The sequence below is a fragment of the Microbulbifer sp. ABF4_107 genome (assembly GCF_056312215.1).
Genome location: NZ_CM149983.1, coordinates 2,287,011 through 2,304,224, shown reverse-complemented (window position 1 = coordinate 2,304,224; position 17,214 = coordinate 2,287,011). Strand labels below are relative to the sequence as shown.

Genomic DNA, 17,214 nt, shown 5'->3' with positions numbered 1-17,214 from the left:
CATGCGAAGAAGCATATGAGCTCTACATTGAGAACAATTGGAATCGTAGGAATACTTCTATTCGGTTTCCTATTTTCTGGGACGTTTTTGTCGCCGGAGAAAATTGAAAGTTCAGCTAAAGGTTTTGTTAAGTACCAAATTGAAAAGGAAATTCGTGAAAATCAGAAAAAACTTAATGAATCATCAGTGACAGAGGCTGCACTGAAAGCTGCTGAAAAACTGGGGCTGGAAAGAGAGCAGCTTCAATCTAGTTTAGAGGATGAACTTCCCGAAAAAATTGCAAGCGTAATCGCTTCCATGTGTGGTTATGATTGCGAAAAGAAGAGGGCGGTAGTCAAATCAATAGCTTCTAGCTATGTAGATCGAATTAAAAGTATAAAAGTTGCCGAGAATACTTTGGCTTCTGTAGTTAAAGGGAAGTATCTTGAGATTATAGGCAACCTGAAACTTGATCTTAGAATATTCCTTGGTTCAAATTTTCTAATGTTTTTAATTTTGCTGGCTGTATCATTTGCAAAGCCAAGTTCGATGCAGCATTTATTCTTGCCTGGAATATTGCTTGTGCTGGCAACCACAGTATCTTCTTTAATCTACATTCTTGGCCAGGATTGGTTCTATACAATCTTGTACAACGACTATATGGGTTTTGGCTACTTAATTTATGTAGCTGTTATTTTTTCACTTTTGATGGATGTAGTATTGAATAAGGGTAGGGTCACAACTGAGATTATTAATGGTATCGCCAACGCTGTCGGTTCCGCATTCTCGGTGGTCCCGTGCTAGAAGCATGTAACAATCAGCGGCAGAGCGACAGCCAACGCTACGCACCTTTTGTGTTACTCGCTGCGCTCAAACATTAACACAAAAGGTGCTCCGCGCTGGCTGCGCCTGCGCTGGGCGTTAGGAGTCCAGAGTAAAGATGAGTGGTCATGACAGAAGCTTTAGTGAAAAAATGGCCATTTTCTTTGCTGTTTTTCTTGCGTTTTTTGAGGTGATCTACAACTGGTCCAATCCTTCATGGTGGCCATTTATACTTGTAGATTATATTTGTGTCGCACTGTTGCTGTATGGTGCGCTCTATAATCGGAACGTTCTGATTGGCGGTTGGGGTTTCACTTGCGGCATGTTTTACGTTGCCTTTTTCTTAGTTCTTGAAAAAGGAAAAAGCATGTTTATTTCAGTAGGTGCAGGGATTCTGCTTTTGGTTACTATAGCCGGCTTAGTCCTCGCCATTCTAGAAGCTGGTGGGAAAACTCCTAACAATCACGGGCAGTGAAGCTCCGGCCCTTCGGGCCTCCGCGGGACGGCTTACCTTATGCACGTTTTACGCGGGTCGCTTCGCTCCCATTTTCGCGCAAAACGCGCATAAGGTAATCCGCCCCTGCCGTGGGCGTTATGTTTCACAAGTAGAGTAGAGTCTAGATGGAATTCGACGCTAAGCCGCCTAAAGGGATGAAAACAATCATTTGCGATGGTGTTCCTGTCGGCTACGTTGAAGATGTCAGTTGTCTGAAAGAGGCGGCGAGGTTAGCTAAAGAGCAGCTGCAGTCAAAAGGGTTGTGGAAAGAGACTTCGAAAGCGCAATCAATATTCAGGCAGGCTAGATCGTTCGCCAATGCTGCTGCGCATATATATGAGAAAGATCTTGTTGGGCGCCCCAGAAACCCAGACGGAATATCACCTTTTGTGGTTAATGCGGCGTTCAGCGCGGAAATGTATCTAAAATGCTTACAAGAAATATATTCGGAAGTTACTGAGTCACATGTATTGACGGCATTGTTTAAATCCTTACCAAACAAGGTTAAAGATTCTATAAACAAAAACTGTAAACGCCTGGAAGGTAGTTACGAGGTTGAGAAAGGAATTCTTTTCAAAGAACATCTTAAAAATATTAACAGTGCATTTGTAGACTGGCGCTATATTTATGAAAGAAGCATGGAGCATGTGAATATTCCGCAAACAATATTCGTGTTACAGGTCCTTCACGAAACCACAACTTCAGCGCTGCAGGAAAAAACATAACAATCAGCGGCAGAGCGACAGCCAACGCTACGCACCTTTTGCGTTACTCGCTGGCGCTCAAACATTAACACAAAAGATGCTCCGCGCTGGCTGCGCCTGCGCTGGGCGTTAGCATCAACATGAACAAAATCGCACTTTCTGGAATTTTGATGAGTAGCTTTTCATATGGATATGAGATTCCTACTCACGTATGCGTAAAAGATGAAATCAGAAATTATTACTCGCTAGTGCCGGAAAAAAAGGAGAGTAAGGTTGCAATGCATGCAACTGAAATCGCTTTTAACAAGCTTATGCCCCGGTATGATGGTGTCCACTTACCGGTCTGGGCTGCAGCAAAGAAAGATGAAAGTACTTGGTTAGTTCGATTCTCAACATGTCAAGAGTCCCATAGTAGTGCAGGCTATATTTTGGTAAACCCTACATCGGGGAAAGTATCTAGGGTGCATTGGGATCACGAGTAACTATGCTAACAATCGCAGGCAGTTTGCTCCGGCCCTTCGGTCCTCCGCGGGACGCCCAACGCTATGCACATTTTGTGCGGGTCGCTGCGCTCCCAGTTTCGCACAAAACGTGTATAGCATTGGTCGCCCCTGCTGCGGGCGTTAAGCAAAGAGAGTTCATGGATGAAATGCTCAATAGCTCGAGACTGGATGGTGTTGCACTATAAAGATGAGGCTATTGTTGCACTACGGTACTTCTACGATAAAGAAGTACCAAGGATGGCCAATGATTCATTCGATTCTAAAATTGATAATGAAGTAGTAGATCACTTGCGGTCATGTGAATCTTGCAAGAACTGGGTAAGTATGTACTCTGGTTCTGAACTAATGGAGAGGCAACGGAAGCTATCACTGTATTGCTGTCCACAAATGTTTGGTGCTTCTGAAGAGCCAAAAAAAACTAGAATCCAAATTTCATATACCCCTGATTCTGGAATGCGTTGGTTCTTAAATGGTCAAACGATACTGAACTATTGCCCGTGGTGTGGGGCACAGCTTCCCAGTCAGCCTTTCGTCCAGAGCTAGGCAATGCTTAACAATCAGCGGCAGAGCGACAGCCAACGCTACGCACCTTTTGTGTTACTCGCTGTCGCTCAAACATTAACACAAAAGGCGCTCCGCGCTAGCTGCGCCTGCGCTGGGCGTTAGAAATTCGGATAGATAATGAGAACTTCACCAGAAAATACGACGATATTTATCGAGCTTGGTCTAGTATTTGGAGATTTTGTAGATTCACTGGGTGATAAGTCGGCGACAACTAAAGAAAGGTTTCTGGTTTTACTCTTTTCCCCAATTATGATCCCAGTTGCATTATTGGGAGTGCTGCTGGGGATAGAAAGAGCGGTATCATTTGTTCTGGGGATGTTGCTCTCGTTCTTACTGATAGCTGCTCTGGCTGGCTACTCTCTAGTTACCTATGGCCCATATTTAATTCAGCAGTTAAATACATATGTCAATGGATAAATTTCTAACAAGGCGAGGCAATTCGTTCCGGCCCTGCGGGCCTCCACCGGACAGCTTACTTTGTCCACTTTATTGCGCGGTCGCTTCGCTCCCATTTTCGCGCAATAAAGCGCACAAAGTAAGCTGCCGCTGCTCGCGGCGTTGGTGTTTTTTACAGCGGTGGCTTTTTGTGGTGTTGGTTTTCGGCAAGTCCGGCGCATTAAAAGGTGGTTTCGGAGGGTAGTGTGGCCAGAATCGGCAACGTGAAATCGTGGCCCCACTATTTGGCATCGGCAAGCCGACTTCTGAGTATTTTCCGGCAACTCTATTTGTGCCGTGCCGCAAAAGCTAAACGTCGGCTTCGCCCACGATTTGGGTAGAGCCGGAAAGTGCGTGCCAAGTTGGCGGCACCGCACCGGGGTATTTTCAGGTATTGTAGGGGCTAAACTGTTCGTTCTTATCAGTGGTTGCGTCGAGTCAAGGCGTACAAAATATAGTCAAGCAGTGGCCCGAAACACTAACAAGCAGCGGCAGAGCGACAGCCAACACTACGCGCCTTTTGTGTTACTCGCTGTCGCTCAAACATTAACACAAAAGGCGCTCCGCGTTGGCTGCGCCTGCGCTGGGCGTTAACTTTTGAGGAATAATAATGAGCATTTTTAGTTTTTTTTCACGTTTCACTATCACCTATACGCTAGTCATGGCAGCAGTAGGAGTCACTATGGGTCTGTTGGGTGTCGAGAAAGCTAGCAGTCTGAATACACCGGTATTAATGGGTATCTCTTTTTGGTGCTTCTACTCGTATTCTGTCGCCAATTCAAGAATCGTCGAAGGTGGCGAAAGATGGAAGTTAGTATTTGCCGCTTTGTTGGGAGATGTGATAGCTAGCCTTTTATTGGGTGTTCCCGCATTGATAGTAAGCGACACCCCAATTCACTACATTTTTCTCGGAATGGCAATTGTTATTCCATTGCATGCACTATTGTTTGTCGTGGTAAGTTACATCGTTAAAAAGCCAATACTTAAAAAGTACCCTGAACTAGAGCAAAGTTAACAAGCAGCGGCAAAGCGACAGCCAACGCTACGCACTTTTTGTGTTACTCGCTGTCGCTCGGAAATTAACACAAAAAGCGCTCCACGCCGGCTGCGCCTGCGCTGGACGTTATGTGCTGAACAAGGTTCGTAGGGTTAAGTAAATCTGATTGAATACTACGGATTTAAGTGGCAATGATTTGGTTTGAGTTATGTCTAATGACGCTGTTTTAGCTTTTTCCGGATTAGCTGTTGTAATTCATATTGCTCTGATATTTTTTATCGCAATTGAGTTGGCTCACTATCCCATGAAAAGCAGGTGGGAAAAATTTGCATGCTTTGCATTTGTTGTTTTAATTCCGTTAGTCGGTTTTGCAGTTGTGCATAGAGTTCTAAAAATTGGTTGGGCAAAAGGCAATGGGCTGCAGGGGCATTCTGGTCCGATTGATCCCGGTAGTGGTGGCATGTAATGCGAGGCACATAACAATCAGCGGCAGAGCGACAGCCAACGCTACGCACCTTTTGTGTTACTCGCTGGCGCTCAAACATTAACACAAAAGATGCTCCGCGCTGGCTGCGCCTGCGCTGGGCGTTATGTGAATACTAAAACAGAGAGAATGCATTGAGCAGTAAAGCAAAAATAGAAGAACCATTGACTGAGCGAGCTAGGGCGGGCTACATATTTGCTTGGGTAGTTTATGGCCCAGTTATCAGATATACCCACCTAGGGCGGGGACGAAGTGTCGAACTAGTCGATATTTCATTTCAGATCGAACTGGTTTTGGCCGCATTGCCAATCATCGTTTTATGTATATTTAATGTTCCGGAACTAGTGTCACCCGTAAACTTTTCCTATGTTGTGATAGCTTGGCATGTGTCTTTGATGGTGGCTTCTTGGTCCATTCTCAATGAGGAAACTCTCAGTAGGTTCTATAAGCAATCTAAAGATATTAAAGAACTACAAAAAGTCGTTGATGTTTGTGAGTCTCAAAGTTATATGTGGTTCCTGTTCTTTACATCATTCGTGATGATGTTTGTTGTATTGATAGCTTACCTATATTTTTGGGCCTACGATGCTTTAGAGATCGCCCTCACATAACAAACAGCGGCAGAGCGACAGCCAACACTACGCACCTTTTGTGTTACTCGCTGTCGCTCAAACATTAACACAAAAGGTGCTCCGCGTTGGCTTCGCCTGCGCTGGGCGTTAAGTGCTCAGGAGCTTCGATTTTACATCCATACTTTGGTGCAGAATTCTTATGATCTCAACGCAATCATTCTCACCAATTTTGTAGAAAATAATATGAGCGCCGTGCGGAATTTTTCGATAGCCGGATTTTATATTTTCACTGCTCACACCAGATAGTGGAGCAGCGGCGAGGTCATGAAATGCGTCGTCAAACTTTTTGATGTAAACGTTTCGCTGGGCTACTCCCCAGCGCCGCTCAGTAAAATTGGCAATATCTTTCAGGTCATTTTTTGCTTTACGGCTTATCTTAAATGAACTCATGAAGTTTTCTTTTCATCAAGCTCAGCAATAAATGATTCATAGGTATAATCGGTGAAACCGCTTTCCTCGCCTTCCTGCAACAGTGAGCGAAGTGTTTCAAGCTTGGTTTCGGTGTCTTCGAGTAACCGCAAACCTGCGCGAACCACCTCACTTGCGGAGCCATAGCGGCCGCTGGCGACTTCTTTGGCTATAAATTCATCAAAGTGTGACCCGAGGGTCATGCTGGTGTTCTTGGCCATAGTGCCTCCTTGTACCAATAAGTACCTAAATATGGTATTGAGTGGGCGGGTTGTCAAGTACTCCGTACGTGCACTCAACAAGGTGCTTCAGCCGACGTCTTACTTTGCGCAATTTTTGAGCGGTCGCTGTGCTCCCAGTTTCGCGCAAAAAACACCCAAAGTAAGCCGCCCCTGCCGTGGCGTTCAGGTGACAGTGTTACCACCCATCGTTGACGTATTTGATATCCTTAAATACAGCGTCAATGACGAGGTCTTTCCCTGATAAATATGAGGCCCAGGTGTTCTCAGCGTGAATGTCAATTTCGAGTTCACCTATTCCGCTAAGTAATATTTTGTTTGGTGGCCAGCAATCATCGAACCAACCACATCCGTCTGCCAAATCAGTCCAGCCTTTGGTTAGATACAGTTGAATTCCCGAAGCGGGCAATTTGGGGTAGAAACCTTCCGCGCGGAATCGTAGCTTGTCGCCGATTTCGCTCCCTACAACTACAAGGTTTTGTGGGGTGAGGTGTTTGAATTGACTTGCCGCGATAATTCCTGCAGAAAAGGTGTTGGGCCCTACGATCAGGTATATGCGGCCATTATCCGGTGTGGCATCGGCTATTGTTTGGACAATCGGGAGGGCTTTCGTGTAGTCACCTCCACGGTTAAAGCGGAAATCGACGATGTAGTTTTGAGCTTGTGATCTTGTACCAAGTTCTAAAATCCGCTGTTCAAATTGATCGAGTGTTTCTGTTTTGTCGGCGAAGCTCGCATTCATTCGAATATAGATTGCATCGTGTTCAGGCAGCTCGCGTAGCAGATGCAGTTTGTCGGTTTCCTGGAGATATAAGGGGAGGTGATCGCCTTTGCGTAGCACTGATGTCCAGCCCTTGGTGGCGAAGCTTTCGTCTTCGGGAAATGCGTTACGGAATTCCCAGAAGGGGTCGCCGGGCTTGGTTTCGTTCTCAGCTGTGAGTAGTACACTCGATTCGACGTTCTCGAGGCTCAATGTGCGTATTTCTACGGACCCTTTGGCTACTGTGGCGCCGAGGAATGACAGTGCGCTGGGTGCGGAATAGAGAAATTCACTGCGATACTTGTGCCAGCTCTCGGTGCCACCACCGGTGAGAACCGCGGTGCTGGGTAATAGCTCTTCCGGGGTTTTTCCGCCTAGGGAAAGCACGCGTTGCCCGAGTAACGTGCTGTGGTCCGTGCGTGCTTTTACGATGATGAGACCGTCGGCGGTCCAGTGAAAGCGGACCGGGAATCGGTGCATTTTCGTGGTCAGTGCGGTGGTGTGGGCGTTTTCGAAGACCGAGAGTGCCTGTAATACGAGTAGGGTGAGGTCATCTTCGGACTGCGGTGCGGGAGTGGACTCTACGATTTGATTGAACTCCGCAGCCTGCTCTGGGGTGATGTCTTTTTCGTTGGCGAGGACGACTTGCTTGAAGTACTCGAGGTCTGAGGCCAGTGACCCAGGGGAGTCAATTTGCGGAATTTCTGGCTTTTCGAGCATTTGAAGTCCGCCAGCGGAAAAGATCACTCCGGCGAGTAAGAGGTTGAAGAATACATAGCCGATTGCGATTTTTTTAAGGGTGGGCATAGTTTTCCATTTCCTTCGGCGCTGGTGGTCAGACACTCTGCTGTTCAACTTTTTTAACTGTTGACTCCAGCCATTCCATAAACAGCGAGAGTCGTTTCGGTAGCTGACGACGGGACGGGTAGAGCAGTGATACTGGCATCGGTTCAGCAGTAAATTCGGTGAGGACAGGTATCAGCGCTCCGCTGTTTAGATGTTCTCCAATACCGATCTTTGGTAGCTGTGCAATACCCAGGCCAGCAAGGCAGGCGGCGAGATACCCGTCTGTGCTATTGACTGCAAGCGCACTGGGCATGGGTTGCTGGTGGACCTCTCCACATTTCAGGTATTCGAATGTTGCCGGTCGGTTACCAATTTTTTGCGAATAATCAACGAGTTGATGCTGCTGGAGGTCATTGAGGGTTCGTGGAATACCATGGCGGCGAATATAGCCCTTGCTTACGCAATTCAGTAACGGGTAGCTGGTTAACGGGCGGCAAATCAGTGCGCTGTCCTTTAGAGTACCTACTCGAACCAGACAATCTACGCCTTCGGAAACGGGGTCGATGTTGTGATCGGTACAGCTGATCTGAACTTTGACATTGGGGTAGGTATCCAGCCACTCCTGTAAGCGCGGGAGCACCACCGTGGAGGCGAAGCGGCTCGGCATATCCACACGCACGATTCCATGAACATCGGCTCCCTGATATTGAAACTGGCTCTCCAGGGCCTCGAGCTCGGCGAGAATTGCCTGGCATTGGGGGAGGTAGCTTTCGCCATCGCGAGTGAGTGTGATACGGCGGGTACTGCGGTGGAGCAGCCGTGTTCCCAGTTGTTGTTCCAGAGTTTGTACGGCGCTGGAGATGCTGGACTTCGGCAGCCCGAGAATCTCGGCTGCGCGAGTGAAATTGCCGGTCTGCGCGACCTTCACGAACCGCTGCATCATCTCAAACTTGTCCATCGCTCTCATCTTCGTCTAGCTATTGTTCGCTAACTGCGAACAATGATATCGGAATTGGTGGGTTTTTGGGCGACAGTCTGCTGGTTAAGCTGGTTTTCGTGTTAACGCAATGAGGAGGAAGGCATGCGTAAACTGGCACTGATTACCGGCGGAAGCCGTGGTCTCGGGCGCGCCAGCGCACTGGCGCTCGCAGGGCGCGGCATCGATAGCATCATTACCTACCAGAACAACCGCACCGCGGCAGAAGCCGTACTTGAGGAGGTGGCGCGTTGTGGCCAGAAAGCGGAGGCGTTGCAACTGGACGTGGGGGAGAGCGGGAGCTTTGCGGAATTCGGACAAGCGCTACGTCGCACTCTCGCAGATGCATTTGGAGGTCGCCGTATCGATTATCTGATTAATAACGCCGGTATGGGCGTTCATGCATCATTCGCGGAAACGACCATGGGGCAGTTCGATGCGCTAATGAACGTTCATCTCAAGGGCTCCTTCTTTCTCACCCAGTCACTGCTGCCGCTAATGGCTGACGGTGGATGTATTATCAATGTCTCTACGGGCCTGACGCGCTTCAGTCTGCCGGGGCACTGCGCCTATGCAATGATGAAGGGCGGCATCGAGGTCATGACCCGTTATTTGGCCAGCGAGTTGGGAGCGCGGCGGATCCGCGTAAATACCCTGGCGCCGGGAGCGATAGAGACGGACTTTGGTGGTGGTGCGGTGCGCGACAATGCACAGCTGAACCAGTTTATTGCCAGCCAGACCGCATTGGAGCGCGCCGGTTTACCCGAGGATATCGGCAATGCCGTGGCCATGCTGGTCAGTGACGATGCCGGCTGGGTAACCGGGCAGCGCGTCGAAGTGTCGGGGGGGATGTTCCTGTAGCCCGCTCGGTATTCTCAAAACGGTGCTTTGCTGGCCGCGTGAAATTTGTCGCAGACATCACCTGACAGGGCTATGTTGTCCGGGTCTAGCAGCATTACCGGGGAGCCGGGGGCAAGCTTGAAGCTGTCGAGATCCGCCCAGATAACATTCGGACTGGTGGTGAGTTCGAAAAAGTACCGCCGGTCGGTCAGATTGATTGCCGTGCGGTACTCGGTGTTATAAATACCGAACCCCTTGTAGGGGGCCCCGAAGGGAACCGACACATTGCGTGCGATGGCGAGGATTGCGGCAATAGCCTCTCGTTCGCTGGCTGGCTTTGGCAATATTGCGGAATAGTAGCTGGCGCGTTGGAAACGATCGACGGGATTCACATTTCCCGGCAGCGGCGTATCACTGGTGGGGTTGGAGTAGTCCTGTTTTTTCAGCAGTGCCAGTTGTTCGTCATAGGTCGGGTCATTGGTCATCACCCGATACTGCTTGCCGTGATGCACCACCAGTTTGCCGTCGATATATTCCAGCACCGCGGAGTCGCCACTGGCATCTTCAATCGCCAGATGCACCGTGGCTGTGTGCCCCTGTGCTTCCGTCATCACGATCTGGATCTGCTTCATCAGCGCCAGCGCTTCTTTGACGTTGGCCGCGTTATCGAGCAAGTACTGCAGCCAGAGTCCGGCCTGTACGCCCGGGCGTTTGGAGTCCCGCGGCCCGAAATTGGCCGCATTGAGGTACAGCATGTGACCGCTCAGGCCTTTTTCATTCAGGCCGTCCGCGGTGCCAATGCCATAGATCGTCGTCACCAAACTGCCGTATTTGGAGGTCCACTGGGCCGGGTTGTCTCTTACCGTTACGGTTTCTCCGGTGCGGCCACCATCTCGCGCCATTCCCCGAGGGAACACCGTCAAAACCGGCTCGGTGGACTCTGGCCAGTCCATTGTGCGGCCAACAACCACGGCCAGGCCATTGTCATTCCAAAGCACCCGGGTACAGGCTTCGGTGGGCTGTGCCAGGGCCGCGAAGACCAGGGTCGAGAACAGCAGGCTGTAACATACAGGTAGGAGTTTCAGATTCAGCATCGACGGTACCTCTTTCGGAGAAGTGTAGTAAACGTCGATACTGTTATCTGCGTTCATGCGGTTAATTGAGCAGGAACAAATGCGAAAGTCGGTCGCCAGCAACGAATCCCCAGCCTGGCTAGCGAATAAATCGTACCCAGCGCCAAAGGCGCAAAACGTCCAGCAGAGCTCCCGCCACATAGGTGAGGGCGCAGGCTTTCAGTACACTGTGGGCTTTGTCCATCAGGTGCGCTGGCAGGTAGCCTTCCCGCAATATGGGCAGGGCCTTGTTGAAGCTCGCATCGTACTCTTCCGGCAAAATCGCCACGTACATCAGTACGGAAGCCAGCATGGTGATCACCGCGATCACACCTATCCATAGAAAGACGACCGGTGATTTGATCAGCAGTGTGAGAATAGGGGCGGCGATCAGAATGGTGCCGCCGATCTTCTGGATCTGCCCGGCCCGACCCAGATATTTGTCCCGCAGCCTGGAGATGGGCTCTTCGCGGCAGAACTGCATCGCATGGCCGACTTCATGAGCGGCCACCGCCACAGCCGTTACCGATTTGCCGTGGTACACATCCGGGCTGAGCGCCACAACCTTCTCCGACGGCGAGTAGTAGTTCTGATCCTTGCCGGCCTTAATGACCTTTACTCCCTCGAGTTGAAATCGCTCGATCAGGTGTTCGGCCAGTTCCGCGCCGGACCCCGGCATATCGCCGACCTCGGTGGAGTGTCGCCACAGCACATAGCGTACCCACAGTTGCGGGCCTACGATCAGGGCGATGATGGCCAGAGTGGCGAGTATGTATGGCATTTGAGGCGATTCAGTAGATGGTGAGCCTGGTCGTCTGAAGGTAGCTCCTACACGACTGTGTTTGCAATGCTTTTAACACAGGAGCGAATGCGCACTAACCCCTGGATCTGGCGACAATCTCACTGACCAGATCTTCAGTAAACAAGGATTTGGACAAGTAGTGCCTGCCACCGGATTTCGCCACAATGATCAACCCCAACTCTGTCTCAATAACATCCTCGATATCTGACCATAACAGTGCGGTCTGTGTGTGCTCGCTCTGAGTCGTAATCCCACGTTCATCGACAATGACGGTCACCTCACTACCTGCGCTTTTACCCCACATCTGCCGAGCCAGCCACCAGGCGCGTCGGAAGCGGATATGTAGAAGCTCCAGAATCGCAAAAGCGATGAGCATGTAGCCCAGCACTCTGGGCTGATCGGTAAAAATCAGTGACCCTGCACCTGCAGCGAGCATCACGGCCGGGAACAGGTAATTGGGTTTGGCACCTTTTCCATGGGGTAGGGACTGATCAAAACATTCGGCCAGGTAATCCCTGGATAGGGTGAATTGTTTTTTGAAAGGCTGCATCAAAACCACTTATTGCTGAATTTGGTTCATTGAATGTACTGGGTTTCATAAATAAAAAAAGCGGGCTTTCGCCCGCTTCAATACCTCTCATCCTGTGAGCGACTCTTTCTTGTAGTAATTCCTTTTCTACAGTCGATGTGTCATTGGGCGACATAAATGATGAGATTTTCGTCCTTTTAAATCAACAAGTTACAGCTTTTTCTGTAAGCGATCAGTTTTCCCCACCCTGGACAGCAGTTCGAGCTTCCAGTGATACCGCAGCCCTGACATTCCACGGCAGCAATGCCTCGATGGCTTCGACCGTTTCGGCTTGTGGCAGACGGCTGTAAATCGCAGCCAGATATTCATGCGGCTCAAGGCCGTTCAGTTTGGCCGTTTCAATCAGGCTGTATAGCGCGGCACTGGCCTTTGCCCCTTTCGGAGTATCACTGAACAACCAGTTTTTGCGGCCGATCACGAACGGGCGTATGGCATTTTCCGCTGCATTGTTGTCGATGCGCAGGCGGCCATCTTCGGTGTACCGGTAGAGCTTCGCCCAGTTTTTATTGAGATACGCCAGCGCCTTGCCCAGGGTACTTTTGGGTAATGTTTTGGGCAGGGTTTTATCGAGCCACCCGCGCAGCTTTTCCAGTACAGGGATGCTTTTTGTTTGTCGCAGTTGATGGCGCTCTTCTGCAGTGCATTCTTTGGCTTGCCGCTCTATACCGTAGAGATGGCCGATGTAGTTCAATGCAATATCGGCTTTGCTAGGCGCCTTCTGTTTGCCTTTCGCCTTTTTATCTTTGCCGCCAGTAACTTTTTGCGCTTCGATAAACTTTCGTCGCGCGTGTGCCCAGCACCCGAGATGGGTAATGGTATTTTCGTTGCCCACGGCGTGGTAGCCGGCGTAGTCGTCAGTTTGCAGATAGCCGTTGTAGCCCGACAATAGGGTACCGGCCACGTAGCCGCTGTGACTGGCATGGTAGTCATAGAGCACAACCTGCTCATCTGGGAGGCCGCCGAGGCGTACCCACATATAGGATTTGCTTTCTGGTGGTTTGTCGGGCTCTTTGAGCACCTGCACCGGGGTTTCATCGCACTGGACGATGGGGCCCGATCGCAATCGATCCTCCATCAGGTTTAGCAAGGGTTGTACCAGCTCACCGCAGCGGATGATCCAGTTGGCCAGGGTGTTGCGCGGCAGATCCACGCCGTAGCGCTGGAAGATCTTCTCCTGCCGTGCCAGCGGCAATGCATCCTGGTATTTGGCGACGGTAACCTGGGCCAAGAGACCCGGACTGGCGTTACTTTTTGGGATTGGCTGGGCTGGCAGTGGCGCGGTTTTTACGTTGGCTTCGCAGGTCTTGCAGGCGTACTTTTTTGCGCACATGCTGGATGACCTGGATCTTGGCTGGGATGATGTCGAGCTGCTCGCTAATCTCTTCGCCAATGGCCTGGAGCTGACAGCCACAACCGCAGCTCTTCTGGTCTTCGGAGAGATCGTATTCGCGACGCACGCGCGGTAGCTCTGCCGGTAAGGCGCGGCGACCGGAGGTCTTTGGGGGCTGGGTCTTTGCCGCGCTGTTGGAAAGGAGCTCTGCGGCGGTCTCTGGCGTAGGGGTTTCTGACTCGGTTTCAGCTTCGTCGAAGAAGCCGTACTGATCCGGGGACTGCTCACTGCTGCGGGCAAAGTGCTTGTCCCGCATCAGCAGGATCTGTTCTTCGAGCAGGTCAATGCGCTGCTGCTTTTGTAACAGAAGCGCTTTCAGCGCATCAACATCATTGGGTAATTGCTCGGCGGTCAGCTTTTTCATGACCGCCATTGTATCGCAGAGTGGGTTCAGGTAACCGAGTCGAACTGGATAGATCGGTGGGGTTTTTGGCTCCAGATATTGAGCCCGTCGAGGAGTTGGTTCAGTTCGCGGCCAGTGCGTAGCTGGTAGATAAACTCCGCATCCCGCAGCCACTGGAATCGCTGCTTCTCGAGGCGCTTGTACCAGACCACGAAGCCATTGCGCTCCCAGTACAGAAGCTTGATCTTGTCGCGGCCGCGGTTACAGAACACAAAGATAGCCTCCAGTGCCGGCGACAGATCCATCTCCCGCTCCACCAGTGCTGCGAGGCCATCGATGGACTTCCGCATGTCCACAGGCTCCATGTACAGGTAGACTTGAGCGGACTGCGCCGGCCTCAGCATGAGGCCTGCTCCCGCAGCAGGCGCCACAGTACTGGTAGTGTTTGCTCCAGGGCGGAGACCGGAAGCTGAAGTTGGATGCCGCCCGGCAGTGAGAGCTCAGCCAGCTCGGTGACTGCTGGCATCGTTACCGGCATCAGCTTTGGCCGAGATTTACTCTGCTTGCTGCGCCAGTAGGTGAAGGTGCTGAGCTTGAGATTGTGCTGCTCACAGTAGGCTATCTGCGATAGCCCGCTGGTTTGCCAGTCCGCGATATGCTGCTGCCAGAATCGGATTTGCTTTGGCTGGTCATGTGGATCTCCTGATCGTTAAAAATCAGGAGCGTACCGGGAGGGAATTCTGGGTTTTAGATGGGGTTTATTGAGCGCTTACCCCAATCACTGTGATCCAGACTGATTTCTGGGCTTCCTTCGATTAGGATTTCAGTAGTCAGCCCCTCTGTGGCACCATGCTGATCGAGATAATTACGTACCATATGCAATCCCAGTATTCCGTTGCGTTCAATAAGATTCAGGGGTGAAATGCCGTCGAAGGCGTCATTGGGCTGTGAAATCCAGCGGTATGCTAAGTCTCGATTCTGTGGAAACAATAAGCGAAGTGATTGATGTATTCCAAGAAGGATGTTGACGCGCTCAAGTTTGTCTCGATCTGTGGCAAAAAATTCTCCATATAAATACCCGTTGAGATCGACGTTATTGCTATCGCTTAACCCGAGAAGCGCTAGTTTTTCGGCCTGAGATAGCCGCCAATGCTCAAACATTCGAAGTAGCATGTCGGTGACCTGGGAACTGCTTTCAATCGGTGTATTCATTGCATCATTTTCTCATTTGGGCAACCTGGTCAAATTCATCCATACAACAGTTTCGGGTATTTGCGATGACTTCGTGTCATTACTGCGGAGTAGCGAGTCACTGGGGACAGCTATAAAACCATCCACACCAGAACCCGTATATATAATAGTGACTGCGACGATCCGATAAGAGCGTGGTAGTTTGAACTTCCAATAGTGAAATCCGGGGCTCCGCCTGCGTCTTCAAGGCTAGTGTCAATTTAGGTAGTGTTGTGTGGCTCAAACCGGCGAAACTGCTGAAATATTGACCTGCTATCGTTTGCCAACTGACTCCAACTGGGTCCCGAGGCCAAAATCTTAGGGTTGAGGGCAAAAAATTTTCATGTAATATGTCTAACGATAGACATTACGGCTGAGTGTTTTTTGTTCGCCCTGGGTCGGCTGTGTGAATCCGGTAAGTGCGCCCTGTCAGGGCCAAGGAGATGGAAGTGCTGAAGTTAAGTGAGTTTGGATTGGAGGCTGAAGCTGGGCGATTGCGTAGTTCTTCGCTTGCCTCGCTATTCACAAGCGAGCCCGATAGGGCATCCGGCTACACATATCATGCGGCCGGGATTAGTGTCGACTTCTCCAAAAACCTGATTGATCACGAAGCGCTTGGTAAATTGTTCCGGCTGGCGGAGAACCGCCAATTGGAGTCGAAAATTACTGCATTGCTGGCTGGTGAAAAGGTCAACAATACGGAAGGTCGGGCGGCTTCTCATACGGCTCTTAGGTTAGGGCGACCCATTAATTATGCGGCGACGGCGCACGCTGTTCAGGAGCAGTTGGGCAACTATGTTGCTCGAGTACATGCGGGCGAGGTGCGGGGTTATTCAGGTAAGCCATTTACTAAGGTCATCAATATTGGGATTGGTGGATCCGACCTTGGTCCGAAGATGGTTTGCAGTGCACTGGCTGATATAGAGCAAAAGTTGGACTGTGCCTTCGTCTCCAATGTTGACGGAAGTGATATTGCTGCTGCTCTGAAGGAGTGCGACCCGGAAACGACGCTGTTTATATTCGCCTCGAAAACGTTCACTACACAGGAAACGCTGCGGAATGCCAAGACGGCGAGAGGCTGGTTGCAAGAGGCTGCCGGTGAAGCCGCTATCGAAACGCATTTTGTAGCGGTTACCGCGGCACCGGAGCGCGCAGCTGCCTTCGGGGTGGCGGAAGACCAGGTATTCCCCATGTGGGACTGGGTGGGTGGCCGGTACTCGCTCTGGTCGGCTATTGGTATTTCCATTGCCCTGACGTTTGGAGCTGAAGTATTTGCGCGACTACGTGACGGGGCCGCTGAGATGGATCGGCATTTTGCAGAGGCACCGTTAAAGGAAAACCTCCCGGTTCTTATGGGGCTGCTCGGCTGCTGGTACACGAACTCCTTTGGTGCGCAGACCCAGGCAATCATTCCTTACGCTCATAATCTCCGCTTGCTCCCTGCGTATCTGCAGCAATTGGAAATGGAGAGCAATGGTAAACGTGTAACCCGAGACGGTGAGTCCGTCTCACATATGACGGCACCCGTCATATGGGGTGAAGCTGGTACCAACGGCCAACACTCATTCCATCAGCTGCTCCATCAGGGTACTCACCTGATTCCCGTCGACTTTATTTTGCCGCTACAGAACCCCTCAGCCCCGGAAGGACATCAGCCACTGCTAGTAGCGAATTGCCTCGCCCAGAGCCGCGCTCTGATGACTGGTAAAAGCCTGTCTCAGGCGCGGGAGGAATTTTTAAATTCTGGCTGCTCTGAGGAGGAATCCGCAGCATTGGCACCGGCGCGGGCGATGCCGGGTAATCGTCCAAGCACGCTGATAATGATGGATCAGCTGACGCCTGAAACATTGGGCGGGCTGATCGCACTATATGAACACAAGGTTTATGTACAGAGCGTGATCTGGGAAATCAATGCATTCGACCAGTGGGGCGTGGAGCTGGGCAAACAGCTCTGTGGCGATGTCCTGGATGCGATGTCGGGTCGAGAGAATGTGTCACTGGATGCCTCCACCATTAACGCGATTCAGCGATTCAGGGAGCTTGAGTTACAGAAATAACAGGTCGTAGAAAGGCCGAGTACAAGTAAGAAGAATTAATTTAGTCGGTTTCGCACGGATGCGAAG

20 protein-coding genes and 1 pseudogene are annotated in these 17,214 nt (G+C 50.7%); 10 read left to right on the top strand and 11 right to left on the bottom strand.

Annotated features, from left to right (window positions below; all coding sequences use genetic code 11):
- Positions 1-15: 15 nt before the first annotated feature.
- The 8 genes from ACYX4K_RS09500 to ACYX4K_RS09465 all read left to right on the top strand — a co-directional run bounded on the left by ACYX4K_RS09500 (position 16) and on the right by ACYX4K_RS09465 (position 5,595).
- Positions 16-783: a hypothetical protein gene (locus ACYX4K_RS09500; RefSeq protein ID WP_475092358.1), complete on the top strand. Its 768-nt coding sequence runs from the start codon at positions 16-18 to the stop codon at positions 781-783.
- 136 nt (positions 784-919) lie between these two features.
- Complete coding sequence (locus ACYX4K_RS09495) at positions 920-1,276, top strand: hypothetical protein (protein ID WP_475092359.1); 357 nt, start codon at positions 920-922, stop codon at positions 1,274-1,276.
- A gap of 146 nt (positions 1,277-1,422) precedes the next feature.
- Positions 1,423-2,022, top strand: coding sequence for a hypothetical protein (locus ACYX4K_RS09490; RefSeq protein WP_475092360.1), 600 nt, complete (start codon positions 1,423-1,425; stop codon positions 2,020-2,022).
- A gap of 119 nt (positions 2,023-2,141) precedes the next feature.
- Positions 2,142-2,483, top strand: coding sequence for a hypothetical protein (locus tag ACYX4K_RS09485; protein ID WP_475092361.1), 342 nt, complete (start codon positions 2,142-2,144; stop codon positions 2,481-2,483).
- 702 nt (positions 2,484-3,185) lie between these two features.
- Positions 3,186-3,485, top strand: coding sequence for a hypothetical protein (locus ACYX4K_RS09480; protein WP_475092362.1), 300 nt, complete (start codon positions 3,186-3,188; stop codon positions 3,483-3,485).
- Positions 3,486-4,113: 628 nt separating this feature from the next.
- Positions 4,114-4,518, top strand: coding sequence for an ABZJ_00895 family protein (locus tag ACYX4K_RS09475; RefSeq protein ID WP_475092363.1), 405 nt, complete (start codon positions 4,114-4,116; stop codon positions 4,516-4,518).
- Positions 4,519-4,708: 190 nt separating this feature from the next.
- A complete protein-coding gene (locus tag ACYX4K_RS09470) occupies positions 4,709-4,966 on the top strand; it encodes a hypothetical protein (RefSeq protein ID WP_475092364.1) in 258 nt (85 codons plus the stop codon).
- A 152-nt stretch (positions 4,967-5,118) separates the two neighbouring features.
- Positions 5,119-5,595 (top strand): hypothetical protein, encoded by a 477-nt coding sequence (locus ACYX4K_RS09465; RefSeq protein WP_475092365.1) that lies wholly within the window; start codon positions 5,119-5,121, stop codon positions 5,593-5,595.
- A 108-nt stretch (positions 5,596-5,703) separates the two neighbouring features.
- On the opposite strand, the gene ACYX4K_RS09460 is transcribed toward ACYX4K_RS09465, so the two are convergent.
- From ACYX4K_RS09460 to ACYX4K_RS09445, 4 genes are all read right to left on the bottom strand, one after another.
- Positions 5,704-6,006 carry a type II toxin-antitoxin system RelE/ParE family toxin gene (locus ACYX4K_RS09460; RefSeq protein ID WP_475092366.1) on the bottom strand — a complete coding sequence of 101 codons (303 nt, stop codon included), beginning with the start codon at positions 6,004-6,006 and terminating at the stop codon, positions 5,704-5,706.
- Positions 6,003-6,245, bottom strand: coding sequence for a type II toxin-antitoxin system ParD family antitoxin (locus ACYX4K_RS09455; RefSeq protein WP_475092367.1), 243 nt, complete (start codon positions 6,243-6,245; stop codon positions 6,003-6,005). Before ACYX4K_RS09455 ends, ACYX4K_RS09460 begins: the two co-directional genes overlap by 4 nt.
- A gap of 196 nt (positions 6,246-6,441) precedes the next feature.
- The gene (locus tag ACYX4K_RS09450; protein ID WP_475092368.1) at positions 6,442-7,830 is read right to left on the bottom strand and encodes a hypothetical protein; all 1,389 of its coding nucleotides are present in this window, start codon (positions 7,828-7,830) and stop codon (positions 6,442-6,444) included.
- 28 nt (positions 7,831-7,858) lie between these two features.
- A complete protein-coding gene (locus ACYX4K_RS09445; protein ID WP_475092369.1) occupies positions 7,859-8,767 on the bottom strand; it encodes a LysR family transcriptional regulator in 909 nt (302 codons plus the stop codon).
- 123 nt (positions 8,768-8,890) lie between these two features.
- Between ACYX4K_RS09445 and ACYX4K_RS09440 the strand changes: the two genes are divergently transcribed.
- Positions 8,891-9,646 (top strand): SDR family NAD(P)-dependent oxidoreductase, encoded by a 756-nt coding sequence (locus ACYX4K_RS09440; RefSeq protein WP_475092370.1) that lies wholly within the window; start codon positions 8,891-8,893, stop codon positions 9,644-9,646.
- A gap of 14 nt (positions 9,647-9,660) precedes the next feature.
- On the opposite strand, the gene ACYX4K_RS09435 is transcribed toward ACYX4K_RS09440, so the two are convergent.
- From ACYX4K_RS09435 to ACYX4K_RS09405, 7 genes and pseudogenes are all read right to left on the bottom strand, one after another.
- Positions 9,661-10,776 carry a linear amide C-N hydrolase gene (locus tag ACYX4K_RS09435; RefSeq protein ID WP_475092371.1) on the bottom strand — a complete coding sequence of 372 codons (1,116 nt, stop codon included), beginning with the start codon at positions 10,774-10,776 and terminating at the stop codon, positions 9,661-9,663.
- Between the two features lie 61 nt (positions 10,777-10,837).
- Positions 10,838-11,518, bottom strand: a complete 681-nt coding sequence (locus ACYX4K_RS09430) for a zinc metallopeptidase (RefSeq protein WP_475092372.1) — start codon at positions 11,516-11,518, stop codon at positions 10,838-10,840.
- Positions 11,519-11,612: 94 nt separating this feature from the next.
- Positions 11,613-12,089: a YcxB family protein gene (locus ACYX4K_RS09425; protein ID WP_475092373.1), complete on the bottom strand. Its 477-nt coding sequence runs from the start codon at positions 12,087-12,089 to the stop codon at positions 11,613-11,615.
- A 211-nt stretch (positions 12,090-12,300) separates the two neighbouring features.
- A pseudogene (gene tnpC, locus ACYX4K_RS09420) lies at positions 12,301-13,882 on the bottom strand (IS66 family transposase).
- 26 nt (positions 13,883-13,908) lie between these two features.
- On the bottom strand, positions 13,909-14,265 hold the full coding sequence (tnpB, locus tag ACYX4K_RS09415) for an IS66 family insertion sequence element accessory protein TnpB (RefSeq protein WP_475092374.1): 357 nt from the start codon (positions 14,263-14,265) through the stop codon (positions 13,909-13,911).
- Positions 14,259-14,537: an IS66 family insertion sequence element accessory protein TnpA gene (tnpA, locus tag ACYX4K_RS09410; RefSeq protein ID WP_475093936.1), complete on the bottom strand. Its 279-nt coding sequence runs from the start codon at positions 14,535-14,537 to the stop codon at positions 14,259-14,261. Before tnpA ends, tnpB begins: the two co-directional genes overlap by 7 nt.
- Positions 14,538-14,608: 71 nt before the next feature.
- On the bottom strand, positions 14,609-15,073 hold the full coding sequence (locus ACYX4K_RS09405; protein ID WP_475092375.1) for an antitoxin Xre/MbcA/ParS toxin-binding domain-containing protein: 465 nt from the start codon (positions 15,071-15,073) through the stop codon (positions 14,609-14,611).
- A gap of 467 nt (positions 15,074-15,540) precedes the next feature.
- Between ACYX4K_RS09405 and pgi the strand changes: the two genes are divergently transcribed.
- Positions 15,541-17,148 (top strand): glucose-6-phosphate isomerase, encoded by a 1,608-nt coding sequence (gene pgi / locus ACYX4K_RS09400; RefSeq protein WP_475092376.1) that lies wholly within the window; start codon positions 15,541-15,543, stop codon positions 17,146-17,148.
- Positions 17,149-17,214 lie beyond the last annotated feature (66 nt).